Below are 18,697 nucleotides of genomic sequence, written 5' to 3'. Positions count from 1 at the left end.
TTGCATGTATTAGGCACGCCGCCAGCGTTCGTCCTGAGCCAGGATCAAACTCTCCAATAAAGTGGAAAATGAATCTGACTTCAAGTAAAACACAAGCTTATTTTCACAGATTGTTTCTATCCGGTTTTCAAGGAACATTTCTTCAAGTTAGAGTCGCTTCAAGCAGAGGCGACGTTTTTTAATATAGCATAGACTAAAATCTATTGCAACAGGAAATTATAAATAATTTACTCTTTAAAAGGATCATTTATTCCGGAGAAATCGCCGGGACTTTGAAATACAGCATAGGTCGCTGCGATTAGGCAACTGGAAAGCTCGACCATACTAATACAGCATAATCATATCAGGAAAAAAGAAAAGGGCGAGCCATGATAAGAATTGTAACCTACAACATCCACAGTGGACGAGATTTATGGTGGAGAAAAAGATTGCCCCAGATGGCAGAAACATTAAAAGCGCTAAATCCTGACGTGATCGGCTTGCAAGAAGTCCATCAAAACAGCAAGTATGGATATCAGGCCAGCTTTTTAGCGGACAGTCTCGGTTATCACCTAGCCTTCTCTCCTTCCATTCCAATCAGTGACGGCGAATATGGGAATGCGCTGTTAACCAGGCTCCCCTGTACACCATCAACAACAGCAACCATTCACTTACCCGCAAAAAAAGAGAAGCGGACCTTGCTTCAGGCATCGCTCAACTGGAGAGAAAAGGAAATTGCTGTCTGGGTGACACATTGCAGCCTCAACCAAACGAGTCGATCCGTACAGCTGAATCTGCTAACCAAGCTCGCCAGGCAGCAATCAAATCTCCCTCTCCTGCTCATCGGAGATTTCAACGCTTCCCTTATTTCATTTCAACCGATTTTGATGGATTGCGCCGCATCCCAAGGCAAGCAACAGCTTCCCACTCTTCCAGCTTTTCGGCGCCGACTCGACTATATTTTCGCTTCACCCCATTGGCATGTCAAAAGCTACTTCACTTCGAACGTTCCTTGGTCTGATCACGTACCGATTATTGCTGACCTGGAGCTGTTGCAATCCCCAATTCACACAGAATGAAGTCTTTAACATCAACAAGCCTGGCTGGGAGACCGATTTTATGTTTCGCTCCTGCGATCAGTAGCGGGATGAGAGAGTCCTGCTTATGCAAAGATCCATGACTCCCTCCTCCCAAATGGGTAGGAAAATACTCCGATAACATTTCGTAGCCCTTTGCAGCTGTGATCGCAATGACATGGCCACTTTGCGAAAACAACGAACCATATAGTCGGGAAAACGCATCTGGATACGTATCAAAGAGAAGCTGCTCTCCGTCGAACTGCACATCTAGTACAGATACGTCACCCTCTATTCCCCACTTCACCCCGTAGGCATCCGGATATGTTCCGTCACGCCAAAAGCGCAGCACCTCTGTCGTGCCACCTTTGCGCACGATGATTTTTTCGTTTTCTCTCCAAGCAATCACATCAATCCGATCATCCACAACCAGCGCTTCTACAATACCTTTCAACGTATCTGGGTCCTTGGCGTACAAATACGCCATTCTTTCATTATTGCAGATCACCACATCTACTTCTGGGGCCACAACCTTGCCTATTGCATGTATAGAAAAACCAGACAACAGACGCTCCAGAGGAATATTATGTTCCTCTCCTTCACCGATAACGGTTTGACCATGGTCGCTGATCAGGATACAAACATTTCTCTCCAGCATCTGCTCCCAAGAGGAAAAACTGTCTAAAAAACGCACCAGCTCCTTGTCTACCTCAGCCAGATGCTGTATTGCATCCTGCGGCGACTTGTGCAGCTTATGATCATTCTCTGGCAAATATACCAGGGTAAAGTGCGGCTGTTTTCCACTACGAATAACCTCTATCAACTGATCGATCGCAAATGCATCGTTGATTCCATACCCTTTGAGTACGCTTTGGGACATGTCCCACGCAACTGAGCGAAACAAATCCGGTCGCACTAATGTGCCCATACTCATGATCGTAGGACCGCTTACCTTTTCTCGCAATTGAAAAGAAGTGAGCGCATCAAGCATAGGAGGCATATGAACCTTATGTTTTTTATGTCCGCGGTGGGCGATCACGTTAATCGAACCAGACACGAGATGATTCTCTTCCACCACTTCATGGATCGTTTTCACCGACCTGCTCAAATGCCGCTCATTCAGATCAAAAAGCACATTGCTTGCACAGTGAGCAATCCCCATTTTCTGCACCGGGATTGCCCCGTTAATATAATTGATCATTTGCCTGGTTTCTGTGTCATACCACACAAGGCCCGGAATCTTATGGACGTCCGGATAGACACCGGTAATTAAAGAGCAATCAATCGATGCCGTCATCGTCGGAAAAACTGTTACACAATCCGGGATGTATTGACTTCTTTCCATCAAAAATTGCAAGCCTGGGGCTTTCTTTGCAGCAATGCATCGCTCCAGCACGTCTGGCATCATGGAGTCGATCAGGAAAAGAATTACCTTTTTCATCCGTTTGCCATCCTTCGTCCGTCATGGTCATCGCACCTTTTAGTGTTCGATGGATGGAAGCCCGTTATGCACAAAAGCGAAATGCCCCTTGTGCAATAAAATGCAAAAGGGGCATTCATCTATTATGGAGTGCTGTATGTCAGAGTGCGCACGCCATTTGCAATCGTAAGCTTTAAGGCTTTATGCTTTTCCAAATATGGTGTCAGCGCAATATATTCCTTTTCACTGATCGTTTGGTCACCCAAGAGGTGAGCCAATACCTGTGCCCGGATTTGTAAGCCGCTCTCTGTTTGTTTAAACAACGGATCCACTGTTGGGAAAGGAATACCATTGATCATGGTATCTCCATCTTCGTCACTCAATTCCCATGCTCGTACCTTTAGGGCATGCAGAGCTTCGACAACCTGTGCAGCATAGTCCTCTACAAGCATGTCTGGTTCAAGCCCAATGTGGTTTACAACCGTATGCTTCGGTGTAAAATACTCGTTAAGTGTCAGCTTGAGGGCGTCCCCTTCCGACAGAGGAATCACCTGCTGAGCGCTTCCTTTTCCATACGTCTTCGTACCAACCAGCTTCGCGATACCATGATCGCGCAAAGCACCCGACAAAAGCTCAGAAGCCGAAGCCGTACCACTATTCACCAGGATGATGACCGGAACTCCGATATCCCGCCCATTATGTACCCACGTCTCTACCTCGACACCGTTTCGATTCGTAGTATACATCAACAGTCCGTCCTCCATGAACAGACTGGCAATATCGCGAGCGGTGGACAAATATCCTCCACCATTGTCTCGAAGATCGACAATCAAACCATTCATCGGCTTGCCCGATCGCTTAAACTCCTCCAGCTTGTCGCGGAATTGGATGGCCCCCTCTGAGCCAAAGGTTTCAAGGCTGATGTAGCCCACTGATCCTTTTGTGAATAACTGACCTTCTGCCTCTGGAAGGGACATCAGTGCTCGTTTGAGCTTGACCACGAATTCGCGTGATTCAGAAGGACGATAAACAGTAAGGGTTGCTTCGCTTTCTTCTTTCCCTTTCAAATAGGCATAGGCTTCCTCAAAGCTTTTTCCAACCAATGATTGCTGATCTACCTTAAGCAGTTGATCCCCACGCTTCAAAACAGACGCAGCTGCCGGAGAATTCGGGATGATTTCTCGAATGATCAACGCATCGTTTTGAATACGGAGACGAAAGCCAAATCCAACGAACTGATTTTCTACATCCGACTGAAACATGCGCAATTCATCAGCCGTGAAGAAGATGCTATGCGGATCATCCAGGGTCGATAGCATGCCATCAATAGCCCAGATACCGACAGTTGTAGTATCCCAGCCACCCTTTTTTTGCCACTCGATGAGACGCTGTTCCAATTCTGGCCATGTGTCATCCTCAGGCGAAACGGTTAGCTTCATATTCTTTTGTTCAGCTTGCTTGCTTATCGCTTCGAGGGCACCCTGTACGACCTTCCCTGCTTGCGGTTTGCTTAAATGACTATCCATGATATACCAGTACACTTCTTCTGCTTCCGAATAAGGACTGCTAGCTGCCTGTACCGGAATTGCTGTGAGCAGTAAAAAAGCGGCAAGCAGCCAATGAGTTAAGCGCTTCATGGAGTCACTCCTTTCCGAACCTCATCTGGAATTGAAACTTTAACCGTTGTTTTAAAGTCAAAGTTCTCCGTACCCGAGTATGCAACATATTCATCGCTGTCATAGATTTCCTCGTAGCGCCATATATGCGAAACGAGCTTATCCGTGTCACGATCAATGTAGTACTTATTCATAAACAACGGAACATTTTTGATTTTTCCTCTGCCAAACGATACTTGCTTTGCCTTTTCTTCCAGTACTTGTCCCGGAATCCACTCTGTAATGATGTCGTAGTTTCCAAACGTTTGCTTGTAATAGCGCGCCTGCAAATTTTTCTGACGATCTTTTGCGCTTTGCTTGGCAACCCACTCGTGCAAGAAATCAAGTGAATTCGTCTTATATTTATCCCACGACTCGCGACTGGAATCATATGAATATTGAATCTGCTCTTTTCCGTCGGTATAGGTCTCGAGCTTGTCTGAAACAAGCTTTTGCGGTGACTGATAAAACCCTGAGACCCTGCTGGTGTTGTTACGCTGATCAATATCTTGTGTATATTTGAAGGTAAAGCCGCTCAGAACCGCTTCGCCCTTCACCTGATAGGAATCGGAATTATCGAGACGTCTTAAGGTAAACGCCAAATCCGTAGCGATTTTGGATTGCTGCTTCAACGATTCAATATCCTGCTTGAGCAGGCGAACCAGCTGGACCATTCGAATATCTGAAGCTTTGGGCTTTTGATTGGCAACCAGCTGCTCCGCTTCTTGGATTCGCCCCTCCTGAACCAAATAGTAAGTCGTATTTAGCAGGGCCTCTGCTTCGAATGTATGGAACAATCGGTACTGCTCCAGTGCGGTTTCGATCTGTCCATCCTTGATCTCCAACGCAGCCATATAAATGCTGATAGCTTCCCACTCTTTTGAATCCGGCTTCACCTTTGTTTCATATGCACGCAAGCGATCAAGCACTTTCTTATACTGACGCTGGTCTTTGCCCCCAAGTTGCAAGGCAATATCATAAACATTCGCTCCGAGTAGCTGCAGAGTGTCAGGTAAAATGATCTTGTCCGCAAAATAAGCATCGATCGCTTTAAACGCTTCATCCAAATTATCGTCCAGCGTCGTGCTCGGGTCCCAGCTCAAATAAAAATGGGTACCTACCTGATTGGAAAAGGAGTTGCTGGCCAATTTTCGTAAATCAACAAACGTTTCGTCGGTATCCTCATGATCACGTATCGCTTCGACCGCATTTATATACTTGTCCTCGTCTGCCGTTCTCAGTTTGGTATAGCCTGCAAAAAGAGGAAATATCTCCTGAATCTCTGGAACCATCGGAAACTTTTGACCATCGTAATCGAGAAGTGGCATGATCGAATCTTGGACGAGATAGGTCATCAGGCGATCAGCAGCCACGGCTGCTTCACCACGCTTCAAACGATCCGTTCTTTCCCCTTCCAGCCAGCCCCATTCTTTTATATCCTCCCAGGCATGCTGACCGTCATTTGACATCACGAACATTTGCAAGATTTTCGCAGCTTCTTCTTGCGTAATCGGCTGGTTCGGAAGCATTTTTTCCCCTGGAAACACTCGTTGGATTGCATTCGGTCCATACAATCTGTCCATAACATACGAAATACGCAAAATCGGATTGTACATCCAGGTCAGGCGATCGACGTCTTTATACGGAAGATAAGGCTTATCAAAGCCTTCAGCGCTGGTCCATTCGGAATGCTCAGAAAAAAAAGTCAACGGATAAAGCTGATATTGTCCACCGTAGTAAAGACGATCAATTAATGCCAAAAATTCTGCTCTTGTCATATCACGCTTCGGATAAAACAGAGGAGCATTAGGTCCAGCGGCAAAAAGTCCCGCTTGTACCCCGCGGATGATCGAATCTCTCGCAAAATGCTTGCTAATATCTCCGTATGGCATAAAGCCCCCAGCTGCAGATGCAAAGCCGGGGGTAACCAAAGTGGCAACAAGAAGACCACAGGTAAGAGTTCGAATTAGTTTTTGCACATGAAATCCTCCTAGACTTCAACTGGCAGATAAGTATCTCTGCCTTCTACACAAATTGGAACGGATCAGTGTGCAGCAAAGATGCGATAACTTCCGTTTCATAGCCATTCTCTTTGAGCTGCTGTTGTAAAAACGAAGCCAGCTTTTCTTTCATGATCTTTTCGATATTGTGACCGGCGTCAATGATGGATAAGCCGTCTGCCTGAGCATCGTGGGCAACGTGGTAGCCAATATCGCCTGTTAAAAAGACATCGGCTCCTTTAAAAATTGCCTTGGATACATACGAGCTGCCGTCTCCACCAACCACAGCTACCTTCTTCACTGTCGCATCCAGATCACCGACTACACGAACTCCTTTTAAGGAGAAGCGCTCTTTTACCAGCTCCGCCATTTCACGAAGAGTCATCGGCTCTGGGAGAGAACCGATTCGTCCAAGACCATATGTAGTACCTGACTGCTCAAGTGGGATAATGTCATAGGCAACTTCTTCATACGGATGAGCCGCAAGCATCGCCTTAACTACCGCAGATTGCCTGGAAGCTGGTACGACCATTTCTATGCGTACCTCTTCCACCTTTTCCAATTTCCCCTGTGCACCGATAAAAGGAGTGGTTCCATCCCCCGGCACAAAGGTGCCTGTCCCCTCCGTTTGAAACGAACAGTGGCTATAATTGCCTACATGACCTGCCCCTGCTTCACTGACCGCCGTAAAAACAGCATCGCGATGCGTAGCAGGAACGAAGACCACAAGCTTTTTCCATGCGTCCCGCTGGGTAACATCCAGAACATCTACCCCAATCAGGCCAATCGCTTCTGCCAACCAATCATTCATCCCGCCAGCCGCAATGTCCAAATTCGTATGGGCTGTATAGACAGCAATATCATGCTTAATCAGCTTTTCATATACACGACCTGCTGCCATGTCTGTACGAATATGCTTGAGCGGTCGAAAAATAACAGCGTGGTGAGCAACAATCAGGTCTACACCTTCTGCAATTGCCTCATCGACAACCGATTCCAGCACATCCAGTGCGATCATCACTTTCTTCACCTTTTTTTGCAAGGTGCCTACATGAAGACCAATTTTGTCCCCTTCCATTGCCAAGGACTTGGGGGCAAGACGTTCCACATACTGAATTACTGTTTGTCCGTGTGCAAGCATGCAATCACCTCATCGATCCATTTCACTTCTGCTTGTATCTGCTTGATTCGCTCAGCAGCTTCCGGTTTGTCAGACTTCTGCAGCTGGGCAAGAACCTTGTGCCACTTTTCCCGTTCATTCAACCATTTTTGCTCTAGGACAGGAGATTTTTCTTCCCACAAAAACGGTCCAATCCGTAAAAGCTCTTCCAACGTCCGATCTTTCTCGTCGTAAGGAAGCGTGACGTGTCCAGGCTCGGCCACGAGAATTTCGTAAATGATGCCGTCTTCCTCCATGATCGTCTCCGCAATCAGTCTCCAGCCGTTGTCCATGAACCAGCGACGAACGACTTCTTCACCTACGTTTGGTTGCAAAATCAGCCGTTTTACACCAGACAGCTTGTCTGCACCTGCTTCTAATATAGAAGAGATGAGCTGTCCCCCCATGCCCGCAATACAAATCACATCGACTTCTCCGGAACGAAGCACTGCCAGTCCGTCACCTTTTCTGACAGAAGCACGATGTCCTTCCTGTAACGTATGTATTTGTTTGAGAGCCGCCTGGTAAGGACCCTCATTCAGCTCCCCAGCAATAACATGGGAGGCAATCCCTTTTACTAGTAAATAAGAAGCCAGCAACGCATGGTCTGAGCCGATATCGGCAACACGTGCTCCCTCCGGGCAATAGCGGGCAATCGTTTGCAGCCGCTTGGATATTGTTACTGATGTCATCTGTATCTTCACCTTCCGTTTCTCTATTTTACCCTATTACCCAGCAATTGCGAAATGCAAAATACATGACAACACAGCAGCAAAGAACGACAAAATCCCCGCCTCATCCATCAGCGGGGATCTCTTATAATCGTTGATTAGCAACCTATCTCACGGGCGATGACATTGCGCAAAATCTCAGACGTCCCCTCACCAATTTCCAAGAGACGGGCATCACGGAAAAAGCGCTCCACTTGATATTCACGCATATAGCCGTAGCCTCCATGAATCTGGATTGCCTGGTGTGTAGCGGACATGGCAACCTCGGACGCATAAAGCTTTGCCATCGCAGCTTCTTTTGTAAACTTTCTTCCGTTATCTTTTAACCATGCTGCTTTGTAGACCATGTTGCGGGCAAGCTCAATTTGCATCGCCATGTCAGCCAGTTTGTGTTGAATCGCCTGGAATTGACTTAATGAATTGCCAAAAGCTGTCCGCTGCTTGGCATATTGCAGTGCTTTATCGTGAGCTGCCTGGGCAATCCCGACTGCCATAGCACCGATCCCGATACGCCCACCATCGAGCGTGATCAGGAATTGCTTGAAGCCTTCCCCTTCTTTTCCGAGCATGTTTTCCTCAGGTACACGTACATTTTCTAAAATAAGCTCGGTCGTGTTGGAGCTATGCAAGCCCAGCTTTTCGTAATTGTCTACTACAGTAAAACCAGGTGCATCGGTAGGTACGATAAACGCCGTAATACCGCGTGAGCCTTTTTCTTTATCGGTAACGGCTGTCAAGGCAAGAAACGAAGCATGGGAAGCATTCGTGATAAAGCATTTGGAGCCATTGATCACCCATCCCCCATCTTGCAGCACAGCATTTGTCCGAGTTCCGCCTGCATCCGACCCTGCATTAGGCTCTGTTAATCCGAATGCACCGAGGCTCTCACCAGAACAAACTTTGCTCAAATATTTATGCTTCTGCTCTTCGGTACCAAATAGAGACAAAGGCGCTCCTCCCAGGGAAATATGAGCGGAGTAAGTAATCCCGGTAGATCCGCATGCACGGCTCAGCTCTTCTACTACAATCGCAAAGCTGGCAGAGTCAGCACCGGCACCTCCGTACTCTTCAGAGAATGGAAGTCCCATCAGATTCAGCTCTGCCATCTGCTTGAATATTTCGACAGGAAATTGTTTGGTTTGATCACGTTCATCTGCTCCAGGCGCTACTACTTCATCGGCAAATTCCCGCATCATTTTCTTAAGCATTTGCTGTTCGGAAGTCAAATCGAAGTTCATGAATAAAGCCCCCTTGAAAACGCTTTAGTTTAGATTTAACAAGATTCGCACAATTATGACTGAGCGTTTGTTCAGAATTCTCTTACCATTATACACCACGTTTTGCTATTCTGTCTGTTTTCTTTTCGAAAAACTTTAGTTATCACAGAAGCAAATAGAAAAATGCATCTTTTTAAGCGCAAAAAAGCACGCCTAGCGTCGGCGTGCTCCTAGCAAAACCGCTCCCAAAAACGAAACGGCTCCCAATATGTATCCGATATAATACGTATGAACACCCATCAGCTGCGCTGCTCCTTCTCCCCCGAGAAAAACGGCTGCGAGCAAAATTCCCATCAATACCTTTATGTTGCTGTTCATCCAATCCCCCCATTTTTCTCATTTCTCATTTTACCAGACCAGAGGGTGAAGGAAAACGAATCTTGTCTACGCTGCATCGATTTTAAAGACGAAGCCATTTGTACCAATAGCCTCTCGTGACGAAAAAGAAAGCCGATGCAATAAACACTTTGATAAACAAAAGCAGCTGAATCACATCGCGTTTGACTTCTGGAATGTATAGCGACTGAATTTCCGCACCAAAAAATGCCATCAGACCGCAAACAGCGAATACGCCAGCCCATTTGGGATTCCCCGCATTCATCAAAAACCCCATCCCTGTCAAGAGACATGCCAATGGAACCCAATACAGCTCAGACTTCCACCACGAATAGTCTTCACCCACACGGTGGACAGTCGCTACCCCATACAAGATGGCGAGCCCAAACATGCCACAGTACAGCAAATAGGAGAACCCGAAGACGAATGCACTCATGCTAAGCAGAATGCAAATGATCCCTAAATATACGAGGATCAAAGGTAGAGAACCATTGAGCTGCTTGATGCAATAAATGCCACCTGCAATCAATATCAGGAACGAAAGACCCAGAAATAAATGGGTCAAAGGAGGCGCTGATCTGCGAAATGCAAATCCCAGAATATAGAAAACAAGAGCAAAGCAGGCAAAGATGGTAATTTGCATTGGGGTTTGAAAACGGTTAAAATGAAAAGCAAGCAAGATCAATCCTGCAATCACAAATGCGCCGAGGAGCCATGCTAACACCATTTTCCCCGTGACAGGAGAAATAGGTCTTGATTCGTAGGCGTAAGCTGTTGATGCTGCACTTCCCTTTCCGGTAGCTGTACCTGCTCCTGTATCGGAGCTTGATCCTCTTCTATCTCCCCGTGCTGCAGGAGCTGGAGTTTGTGGACGATCACCTTCTGTATACAGGTTTAACAGGAAGATGCAGTAATGTTCAGGCAGCAAGTTATTGCGTCGCCAATTTTCAATTTCGGCTATGATGGTTCGTTTGCGCTGGTCGTCCAACGCGGCCCCTCCTTACTATCGACAGCTACTGTCGGGTATCAAAAAGAAAAGCCTACGTCGGCTAACGTAGGCCACATACTATATATCGGTTATTCCAAGAAATCTTTTAAGCGCTTGCTTCTGCTTGGATGACGAAGTTTACGCAGGGCTTTTGCCTCGATTTGACGAATCCGTTCACGGGTCACGCCAAATACTTTCCCCACTTCTTCCAACGTACGCGTGCGCCCATCATCAAGACCAAAACGAAGACGCAATACGTTTTCTTCACGGTCTGTCAATGTATCCAGAACGTCTTCCAATTGTTCTTTTAACAGCTCATAAGCCGCAGCATCGGATGGTTCCAGAGCATCCTGATCCTCGATAAAGTCTCCCAAATGGGAATCATCTTCTTCCCCGATCGGCGTCTCCAACGATACAGGCTCTTGAGCAATTTTCATGATTTCACGTACTTTTTCCGGAGTCAGATCCATTTTTTCAGCAATCTCTTCCGGCATCGGTTCACGACCGAGCTCTTGGAGAAGCTGGCGCGATACACGTATCAATTTGTTAATGGTTTCTACCATGTGAACAGGAATCCGAATCGTCCGTGCCTGGTCAGCAATCGCACGAGTAATGGCCTGACGAATCCACCATGTAGCGTACGTACTGAACTTGTAGCCTTTACGGTAGTCAAATTTTTCTACCGCTTTAATCAGACCCATATTCCCTTCCTGGATCAAGTCAAGGAACAGCATACCGCGACCAACATAGCGCTTGGCAATGGAAACCACCAATCGGAGGTTAGCTTCTGCAAGACGTCGTTTCGCTTCCTCATCGCCCTGCTCAATGCGCTGGGCAAGTTTAATCTCCTCTTCAGCGGAGAGCAGAGGAACACGACCGATTTCTTTCAGATACATTCTTACGGGGTCATTGATCTTGATTCCTGGTGGAACGGAGAGATCGTCAAAGTCGAATTCCTCGTTGTCGTCGTCTTTGATGACCATTTGATCGACCTCATCGTCGTCATCATCGTTTTCATTGTTGTTTATCTCAATGCCTTGATCACCCAGGTATTCAAAGAACTCATCCATTTGATCTGAATCCTGCTCGAATCCAGAGAGGCGATCAGTAATTTCCTTATACGACAAAACGCCGCGTTTCTTGCCTAATTCGACCAACTGTTCCTTCACTTGTTCGATGGACATTGCTTCCATGTCAGAAGTGATATTTTGCTTGTTCATCTACTATCCCTCCTTCCCCGGGAATGATCTGAAGCTACCCTTCTTTTAAAGCATTTTCCAATTCAAGAATCTTCATCCCTGTGACGGCTGCTTGAATTTCCAGTTGTTTGCGCGCATCCTCGCTGTCCGCTGCGGCCGCTTGGAGGTGTAAGCTCCGCTGCTCTTCGCGCAATCGTTCCAACTCGGCACGCTTCGGGTAGTTATTCACTTGTTTGATGTAGTCACCGATCTCTAACTCAGATACGTCTTCCTTGCACTCCATCATGGCCAATCCCGAGGCTAATTGCTTTAACGAATCGTCTTGCACAAAATGTATAAACTTTCCAGGGTCTTCCGGGTTTCCCTCTGCGTAGTAGGCGTACAGGTAGGCAGCCAGCGCATCATGTTCGTCCACTTGGAAGTGGGCGCTGCATTCTGTTTGGACGCGCAGAGCAATTTCTTCATCACGCATCATGTAGTATAGCAGCATGCGCTCAGCCGTATGGTAAGCGGGCGGCAGTGATTTTGCGAGCGTAACTTTGCCATTATTTATACTATTATTCCATGCTGGCGATACTTTATCCCTTTGGCGCTCACTTTTTTGCTGATTATAGACACGCTTGGACTCCCATTTGAGATCACCGAGAGTCAGGGAATATTCTTCTGCCAATTGCCGTTGATACAAATCCCGTTCCACTGGGCTGTCCAGTTCGTTGATGATTTCTACCGCTTTTGCGATCAAGCGTGTTTTATCTGTCTCATCTTTTATTACGTACTGGCTTCGCAATTGTTTCAAACGAAATGCGGTAACCGGCATCGCTTGTAACAATACTTGCTGCGAAAACGCTTCAGCTCCATGCTGGCGAATGTAATCATCCGGGTCTGAGCCTTGTGGCAATGGAGCGACCCGTACAGTCAAACCAGCCTGCTGCAAAACATGTATGGCCTTACTGGTTGCTTCTTGACCGGCAGCGTCTCCATCGTAGCAGAGAACAACTGAATCCACGTTTCGTCGTATGATTCGTGCTTGCTGTTCAGTCAAGGCAGTTCCCAAAGTAGCAATGCCTTGCGTAAAGCCTGCCTGCCATGTCGAGATCACATCGACATACCCTTCAAACAGCAGTGCCTGCTTTCTCTTTCTTATGTATGGGCGGGCACGATGCAAATTGAAAAGGGTTGCACTTTTATTGAACAGAAGGCTTTCCGGGCTGTTGAGGTACTTCGGTTGTGATTTGGGCTGTGACCCGCCTAATAATCGCCCACCAAATCCGATGACATTTCCTTGGGAATCCTGGATCGGGAACATGACACGGCCGCGAAAACGGTCAAAAATTTTCCCCGCCTCGCTTTTTGCCAAGAGTCCTGCCTCCACCATCAATTCCTGGGAAAACCGCCTCTTTTTCAAAAACTGCGTAACAAAATCCCATGAATCCGGGGCAAACCCTATTTGATACTCCACAAGGGTCTGCTCTGACATCCCGCGATTGGCGAGGTACTTCATCGCTTCTACACCGTAGGGGGTTTTTGTCAGAACATAGTGGTAAAGCTTTGAAACAAGCTGATGTGCTTCCTGCATGGCCTGCTTCGCGCGCTTTTCCGGAGTATCTTCTTCTTGCTGTGTCTGAGGCACTGCGATCCCGGCACGATCCGCCAATTTATGAAGTGCTTCGGGAAAAGACAATTGCTCCAGCTTCATTAAAAAGGAAAAGATATCCCCACCTGCTCCACAGCCAAAGCAATGAAAAAACTGTCGCTCTGCATTTACGTTGAAGGAAGGGCTCTTTTCAGAGTGAAACGGACAAAGCCCAACAAAGGCACGACCGCTTTTTCTCAGTTGAACGTACTCTCCTACAACGTCTACGATGTCGACAGCGGCACGCACTTGATTTACAAATTCATCTGAAGTGGGACCAGTCATGTCTATCCACCTTTTAAGGAGAATCGCACGATGAGATTATTTAGTTCGTCAAAATTCGTCAATTTCCTTCTTTAGATCAAACTTCTTTTCTTCTTTTCTACTTTTCCACATTTCCGCGAGCAATAAACGCGGGTGGACTCTCGTGTTCGTTGATCCTTGCTACACGTTTTCTACAAAAAACGGCAAATTCCTTCTTTTGACCTATTTTCTTTCGCTGCGAAGGTTGTTTTTGCGAATCATCTCCAAAATGATATTCGCCGTTTCTTCTACCGCCTTGTTGGAAACGTCAATCACTGTACATCCCAATCGGTCGATAATTTTTTTCGAATACGCCAGCTCTTCCGTAATTCGGTCGAGATTGGCGTAATTGGCTTGTGCGGTCAACCCGAGTGCTTTTAGCCGTTCGGTGCGAATTCCGTTCAGCTGCTCCGGATTGATCGTCAGTCCGATACAACGCTCCACGGGCAGCTGGAACAACTCTTCCGGTGGCTCAACCTCTGGAACGAGCGGGACGTTGGCTACCTTTAGACGCTTGTTTGCCAAATACATGGACAATGGCGTCTTGGATGTACGTGATACACCGATCAAAACAACATCCGCCCGCAAAAGGCCTCGCGGATCACGTCCATCGTCGTATTTAACGGCAAACTCAATCGCATCTACCTTGCGGAAATATTCTTCGTCTAGGCGGCGAACCAGCCCCGGTTTGCCGGTTGGTGGCTCCTTCAGCATGCCTTGAAGCGTTTGCATGAGGGGTCCCATCACATCAATTGCCGGAATCCCGTGGAGCGCAGCCTGTTTGGTGATATACGCATTCAACTCAGGGATGACCAGCGTAAAGACGATCATGGCCTTTGATTCCTTGGCAGAGGCAATGATTTCGTCAATAGAATCCTTGTCTTCTATGTAAGGATATTTTTGTACATCGATCATAAAGCGATCGAATTGACTAGCTCCTGCCCGGACAACAAGCTCGGCCGTTTCACCGATGGAGTCTGAGACTACGTAGATGAGCTGTCCTTGTTGATTTACTTGCATCGCTTCTCCTCCTACACTTTCGGTTCGCTGCCCAATTCCACAAACGCTTTGGCTATCGTCGTCTTGGTGACTCTCCCAGTTAGTTCCATAAACTTGGGATCTTCCTCGCTTGGCCGAACTACAGGCAGTGAGTCAATTTGAAAATCAATCAGCTTTTTCGCTGCTGCATACAAGCTTTCCTCTGGCGCGCATGTAATGATATTGGGCATTCGAGACATGATGATACCAACCGGCACATCTTCAAGCGTCTTGTTGCCCAGTGAGGCACGCAAAAGGTCTTTTCGTGATATGACGCCAGCCAAGTAGCCTTTTTGATTAACGACGAACAACGTGCCGACATCCTCCAGGAAGAGGGTAACAATCGCATCATAGGCGGAAGCGGATTCGGAGACCACGATGGGTACCGCCTTGTAGTCGTTTACGAGAAGCTTGTGAAGCCGTTCACTAATCACTGAACTCGCGGGTCTGCCGGCATAAAAATACCCGACCCGAGGTCTGGCTTCTAAATATCCTGACATAGTGAGGATGGAGAGATCGGGGCGCAGTGTGGCTCTGGTTAAATGCAGCCTTTCTGCGATGTGTTCCCCGGTTATCGGTCCATCATCCTTCACTATCTGTAAGATTTGCTCTTGTCTTTTAGTAAGCTCGATGACCAATCACCCCGGCCTTTAGTCTTTTCCTCTTCCTAGTATTACTCTATTCGACCGGATATTCCTTCTTTCGCGCGGAAAAAAGGTGCCACCGCCTAATTTAGACGAGGGGCACCAACGATTTCAGTTACGCGAATACAACCTTTGCAAAGTCTGCATAGCCAAAAATGAGGCGGGAGAGTCGGAGCAAAAGTCCCAATCTGTTCGCTCGAACTGCTTGGTCTTCTGCCATTACCATTACTTGATCAAAGAACGCCTTGATCGGTTCACGCAAGGTAGACAAGGTGTGCAGTACCTTTTCCTGATCGGCAAGACCATTAACTTCTTGGGAGACGGACAAGTACGCCTGGTACAGTGCACGTTCTACTTCCTCTGCGAACAAAGCTTCATCGACATGATCCGCTTCCGCTTTTTGCGCCAAGTTGTTCACGCGATTGAATTGTTCGACAATCAGCTTGAATTCTTCATCCTGAACAGCCGTCATCAGTGCCTTTGCTTTTGCCAGAACTTCTGGTACGAGTGTCAGATCAGCAGACAGTACGGCATCGATCACATCATAACGTACATGATTGTCTTGCAAAACGTTTTTCAGGCGCAGTGCGAAGAAATCAACCAGATCTTTCTTCACTTCATCTGCCGATCGTTTCGTGACACCTTGGGCTGCGTATGTTTCCAATGCTGCATCCCACAGCTGTTCCAAGGATAGCTGCCAATCACGCTCCACCAGAATGGATACGATCGCTGCTGCCATCCGGCGAAGTCCGTAAGGGTCCTGAGAACCCGTCGGTACGATCCCGATCGAGAAGCAGCCAATGATCGTGTCCAGCTTGTCAGCCATGCTGACAATGGCGCCTTGTGCAGATAGCGGCATCTTGTCACCGGCAAAACGCGGCAGGTAATGATCGAATACTCCACTTGCTACGAGCTCGTTCTCGCCAGCCTTGCGGGCGTAGTCTTCACCCATAATACCTTGCAGCTCAGGGAACTCGCCAACCATATTGGTTACCAGGTCAAATTTGGAGATTTCAGCGATTCGATCCACTTGCTTCGCTTCTTCCTGACTGATTCCCAGCTTGGCTCCAATTTGCTCCGCTGTCTTGCGCACGCGGCGTACTTTATCTCCGATCGTACCCAATTCCTCATGGAAAACAATGGTTTCCAAGCGCTTCAGGCAGCTCTCAATCGTCAGCTTTTGATCTTCGACATAGAAGAAGCGAGCATCAGAGAGACGTGCACGGAGCACTTTCTCGTTTCCTTTTGCTACGTTTTCCAATGCACGGCTGTCACCATTACGGACAGTGACAAAATGATTCAGCAGCTGGCCACTTGCATTCTCCACCGGGAAGTAGCGCTGATGCTCACGCATGGAGGTCACCAGCACCTCACGCGGAATTGTGAGGAACTCTTCCTCGAATGTTCCGTAGAGAGCCGTCGGGTATTCAACCAGATGAACAACCTCATCGAGCAGACCTTCGTCCATCGGGATATTCCAGCCATTTTCCTGTTCCATCCGCTTGATCTGTTCTACGATGATCGCACGGCGCTCTTCCGGGTTCACGAGCACATGCTGCTCAGCAAGCTTGCTTACATATTCGCCAGGGTGGCTAATTTCAACCTCCATACCCAGGAAACGGTGTCCGCGAGAGATGCGACCGCTCTGTACACCTGCCACCTCCAACGAAATCAGCTCTTCGCCAAACAGGGCTACCAGCCAACGAATCGGACGTACGTATTTTAAATCCCTTGCTCCCCAGCGCATATTTTTCGGGAAGTTCATGCTTGTAATCACATCGCCAAGCTGTGGCAGCAGGTCAGTCGTTGCTTTGCCCGCTTCTGATTTGCGTGCATGGACATATTCAATACCGTTTACTTCTTTGAAGTAGAGCTGATCAGCATCTACATGGTTGCTGCGTGCAAAGCCGAGTGCTGCTTTAGACCAGTTCCCTGCTTCATCCTGAGCGATTTTACGAGCCGGCCCTTTTGCTTCTTCGTTACGGTCAGGCTGTTTTTCTGCCAAACCATTGATCAGGACAGCAAAACGACGAGGAGTTTCCAACGCTGTAATTTGATCAAACGGGATCCGTTCAGCAGCGAGCCATTTTTCCACTTTTTCTTTGAATTGAGCCGCAGTCTGCGCAACAAAACGCGCAGGCATTTCCTCTAATCCGACCTCTACAAGCAAATCGCGTTTACTCATTCGTATCCTCTCCCTTCGCTGCTACCACTCGATCATCCGTTTTTGCGTTTTCTTTTTGCAAAAGCGGGAAGCCGAGACGCTCACGTTCTGCATAATAGGTTTGCGCTACCTCACGGGACAGATTGCGAACACGGGCAATGTAGCCTGTACGCTCCGTCACGCTGATCGCACCACGCGCATCCAGCAGGTTGAAGGTATGGGAGCATTTCAATACATAATCATAAGCCGGGTATACGAGACGCTCTTTCATCAGGCGCTTGGCTTCGGCTTCATAAGTGTTGTAAAGAGAAAATAGCATGTCTACATCTGACAGCTCGAACGTGTATTTGGAGTGCTCGTATTCTGGCTGCAGGAACACGTCGCCGTAAGTAAAACCGTTCACCCATTCCAGATCGAACACATTTTCTTTTTCCTGAATGTACGAAGCCAGACGCTCCAGACCGTATGTCAGCTCTACTGCTACCGGCTTGCACTCCAGACCACCGACTTGCTGGAAGTAAGTGAACTGCGTAATTTCCATTCCATCCAGCCATACTTCCCAGCCAAGTCCCCATGCACCAAGGCCTGGATGCTCCCAGTTATCCTCAACAAAGCGAATATCATGCTCCAATGGGTCAATGCCCAACTGGCGCAAGCTTTCAAGGTACAACTCCTGAATATTGTCAGGCGATGGTTTCATGATGACCTGGAACTGGTGATGCTGGTACAAACGGTTTGGGTTTTCTCCGTAACGGCCATCTGCCGGACGACGGGAAGGCTCTACGTATGCCACGTTCCACGGCTCAGGTCCGATCGATCGCAGGAATGTCATCGGGTTTAGTGTCCCCGCTCCTTTTTCTACGTCGTACGGCTGGACAATCAGGCAATTTTGCTTTGCCCAAAAGTTTTGCAGCGTCAAAATGATGTCTTGAAATGTCATTTTCATGCTTTTTCCTCCTCCAAGTAAAAAAACCTTTACCGATGCCTCCTCAAAGAGGAGCGACCGCGTTTTGCGGAAGGATTTACCGAAGTAATGCCGGATGCGGACGCTGAGGCACCTTGTTATGCGTTCCAGAAAGTTTAAGCAAGCTTATT

Annotated in this window: 15 protein-coding genes and 1 rRNA gene; 1 reads left to right on the top strand and 15 read right to left on the bottom strand. The window is 47.6% G+C overall.

Features of this window, described 5'->3' with window-relative positions; all coding sequences use genetic code 11:
* Positions 1 to 60, bottom strand: a 16S ribosomal RNA gene (locus tag ADS79_RS09380); the annotation flags it as partial.
* A gap of 308 nt (positions 61 to 368) precedes the next feature.
* On the opposite strand from ADS79_RS09380, the gene ADS79_RS09375 reads away from it, so the two are divergent.
* A complete protein-coding gene (locus tag ADS79_RS09375) occupies positions 369 to 1,058 on the top strand; it encodes an endonuclease/exonuclease/phosphatase family protein (protein WP_307725647.1) in 690 nt (229 codons plus the stop codon).
* Here ADS79_RS09375 and ADS79_RS09370 read toward each other — a convergent pair.
* The 14 genes from ADS79_RS09370 to glyQ form a co-directional block, all read right to left on the bottom strand.
* Complete coding sequence (locus ADS79_RS09370) at positions 1,012 to 2,496, bottom strand: alkaline phosphatase family protein (protein WP_049738122.1); 1,485 nt, start codon at positions 2,494 to 2,496, stop codon at positions 1,012 to 1,014. The genes ADS79_RS09375 and ADS79_RS09370 overlap by 47 nt on opposite strands.
* A 122-nt stretch (positions 2,497 to 2,618) precedes the next feature.
* A complete protein-coding gene (locus tag ADS79_RS09365; protein ID WP_049738121.1) occupies positions 2,619 to 4,112 on the bottom strand; it encodes a S41 family peptidase in 1,494 nt (497 codons plus the stop codon).
* Positions 4,109 to 6,109, bottom strand: a complete 2,001-nt coding sequence (locus tag ADS79_RS09360) for an S-layer homology domain-containing protein (protein WP_049738120.1) — start codon at positions 6,107 to 6,109, stop codon at positions 4,109 to 4,111. The genes ADS79_RS09365 and ADS79_RS09360 overlap by 4 nt, the downstream gene beginning before the upstream one ends.
* 46 nt (positions 6,110 to 6,155) lie before the next feature.
* Entirely contained in the window at positions 6,156 to 7,271 is a 1,116-nt protein-coding gene (locus ADS79_RS09355; RefSeq protein ID WP_049738119.1) for a Nif3-like dinuclear metal center hexameric protein, read from the bottom strand.
* On the bottom strand, positions 7,247 to 7,981 hold the full coding sequence (locus ADS79_RS09350) for a tRNA (adenine(22)-N(1))-methyltransferase (protein ID WP_049738118.1): 735 nt from the start codon (positions 7,979 to 7,981) through the stop codon (positions 7,247 to 7,249). Before ADS79_RS09350 ends, ADS79_RS09355 begins: the two co-directional genes overlap by 25 nt.
* 137 nt (positions 7,982 to 8,118) lie before the next feature.
* Positions 8,119 to 9,258, bottom strand: coding sequence for an acyl-CoA dehydrogenase (locus ADS79_RS09345; protein ID WP_049738117.1), 1,140 nt, complete (start codon positions 9,256 to 9,258; stop codon positions 8,119 to 8,121).
* A 192-nt stretch (positions 9,259 to 9,450) separates the two neighbouring features.
* Positions 9,451 to 9,615, bottom strand: coding sequence for a hypothetical protein (locus tag ADS79_RS35600; protein ID WP_162839516.1), 165 nt, complete (start codon positions 9,613 to 9,615; stop codon positions 9,451 to 9,453).
* An 82-nt stretch (positions 9,616 to 9,697) separates the two neighbouring features.
* Complete coding sequence (locus ADS79_RS09340; protein ID WP_049738116.1) at positions 9,698 to 10,621, bottom strand: hypothetical protein; 924 nt, start codon at positions 10,619 to 10,621, stop codon at positions 9,698 to 9,700.
* An 89-nt stretch (positions 10,622 to 10,710) separates the two neighbouring features.
* Entirely contained in the window at positions 10,711 to 11,841 is a 1,131-nt protein-coding gene (rpoD, locus tag ADS79_RS09335) for an RNA polymerase sigma factor RpoD (RefSeq protein ID WP_049738115.1), read from the bottom strand.
* 34 nt (positions 11,842 to 11,875) lie between these two features.
* Positions 11,876 to 13,738 (bottom strand): DNA primase, encoded by a 1,863-nt coding sequence (gene dnaG / locus ADS79_RS09330; RefSeq protein ID WP_049738114.1) that lies wholly within the window; start codon positions 13,736 to 13,738, stop codon positions 11,876 to 11,878.
* A gap of 201 nt (positions 13,739 to 13,939) precedes the next feature.
* The gene (locus ADS79_RS09325; RefSeq protein WP_049738113.1) at positions 13,940 to 14,776 is read right to left on the bottom strand and encodes a pyruvate, water dikinase regulatory protein; all 837 of its coding nucleotides are present in this window, start codon (positions 14,774 to 14,776) and stop codon (positions 13,940 to 13,942) included.
* A gap of 11 nt (positions 14,777 to 14,787) precedes the next feature.
* On the bottom strand, positions 14,788 to 15,432 hold the full coding sequence (gene ccpN / locus ADS79_RS09320; RefSeq protein ID WP_049738112.1) for a transcriptional regulator CcpN: 645 nt from the start codon (positions 15,430 to 15,432) through the stop codon (positions 14,788 to 14,790).
* A 121-nt stretch (positions 15,433 to 15,553) separates the two neighbouring features.
* Entirely contained in the window at positions 15,554 to 17,623 is a 2,070-nt protein-coding gene (gene glyS, locus ADS79_RS09315) for a glycine--tRNA ligase subunit beta (RefSeq protein WP_049738111.1), read from the bottom strand.
* Positions 17,616 to 18,548, bottom strand: a complete 933-nt coding sequence (glyQ, locus tag ADS79_RS09310; RefSeq protein WP_084765736.1) for a glycine--tRNA ligase subunit alpha — start codon at positions 18,546 to 18,548, stop codon at positions 17,616 to 17,618. Before glyQ ends, glyS begins: the two co-directional genes overlap by 8 nt.
* Between the last annotated feature and the right edge of the window lie 149 nt (positions 18,549 to 18,697).

Source organism: Brevibacillus reuszeri, from assembly GCF_001187725.1.
Classification (GTDB): Bacteria; Bacillota; Bacilli; order Brevibacillales; family Brevibacillaceae; genus Brevibacillus; species Brevibacillus reuszeri.
The sequence above is the reverse complement of the archived record's forward strand: the minus strand, read 5'-3'. Positions and strand labels throughout refer to the sequence as shown.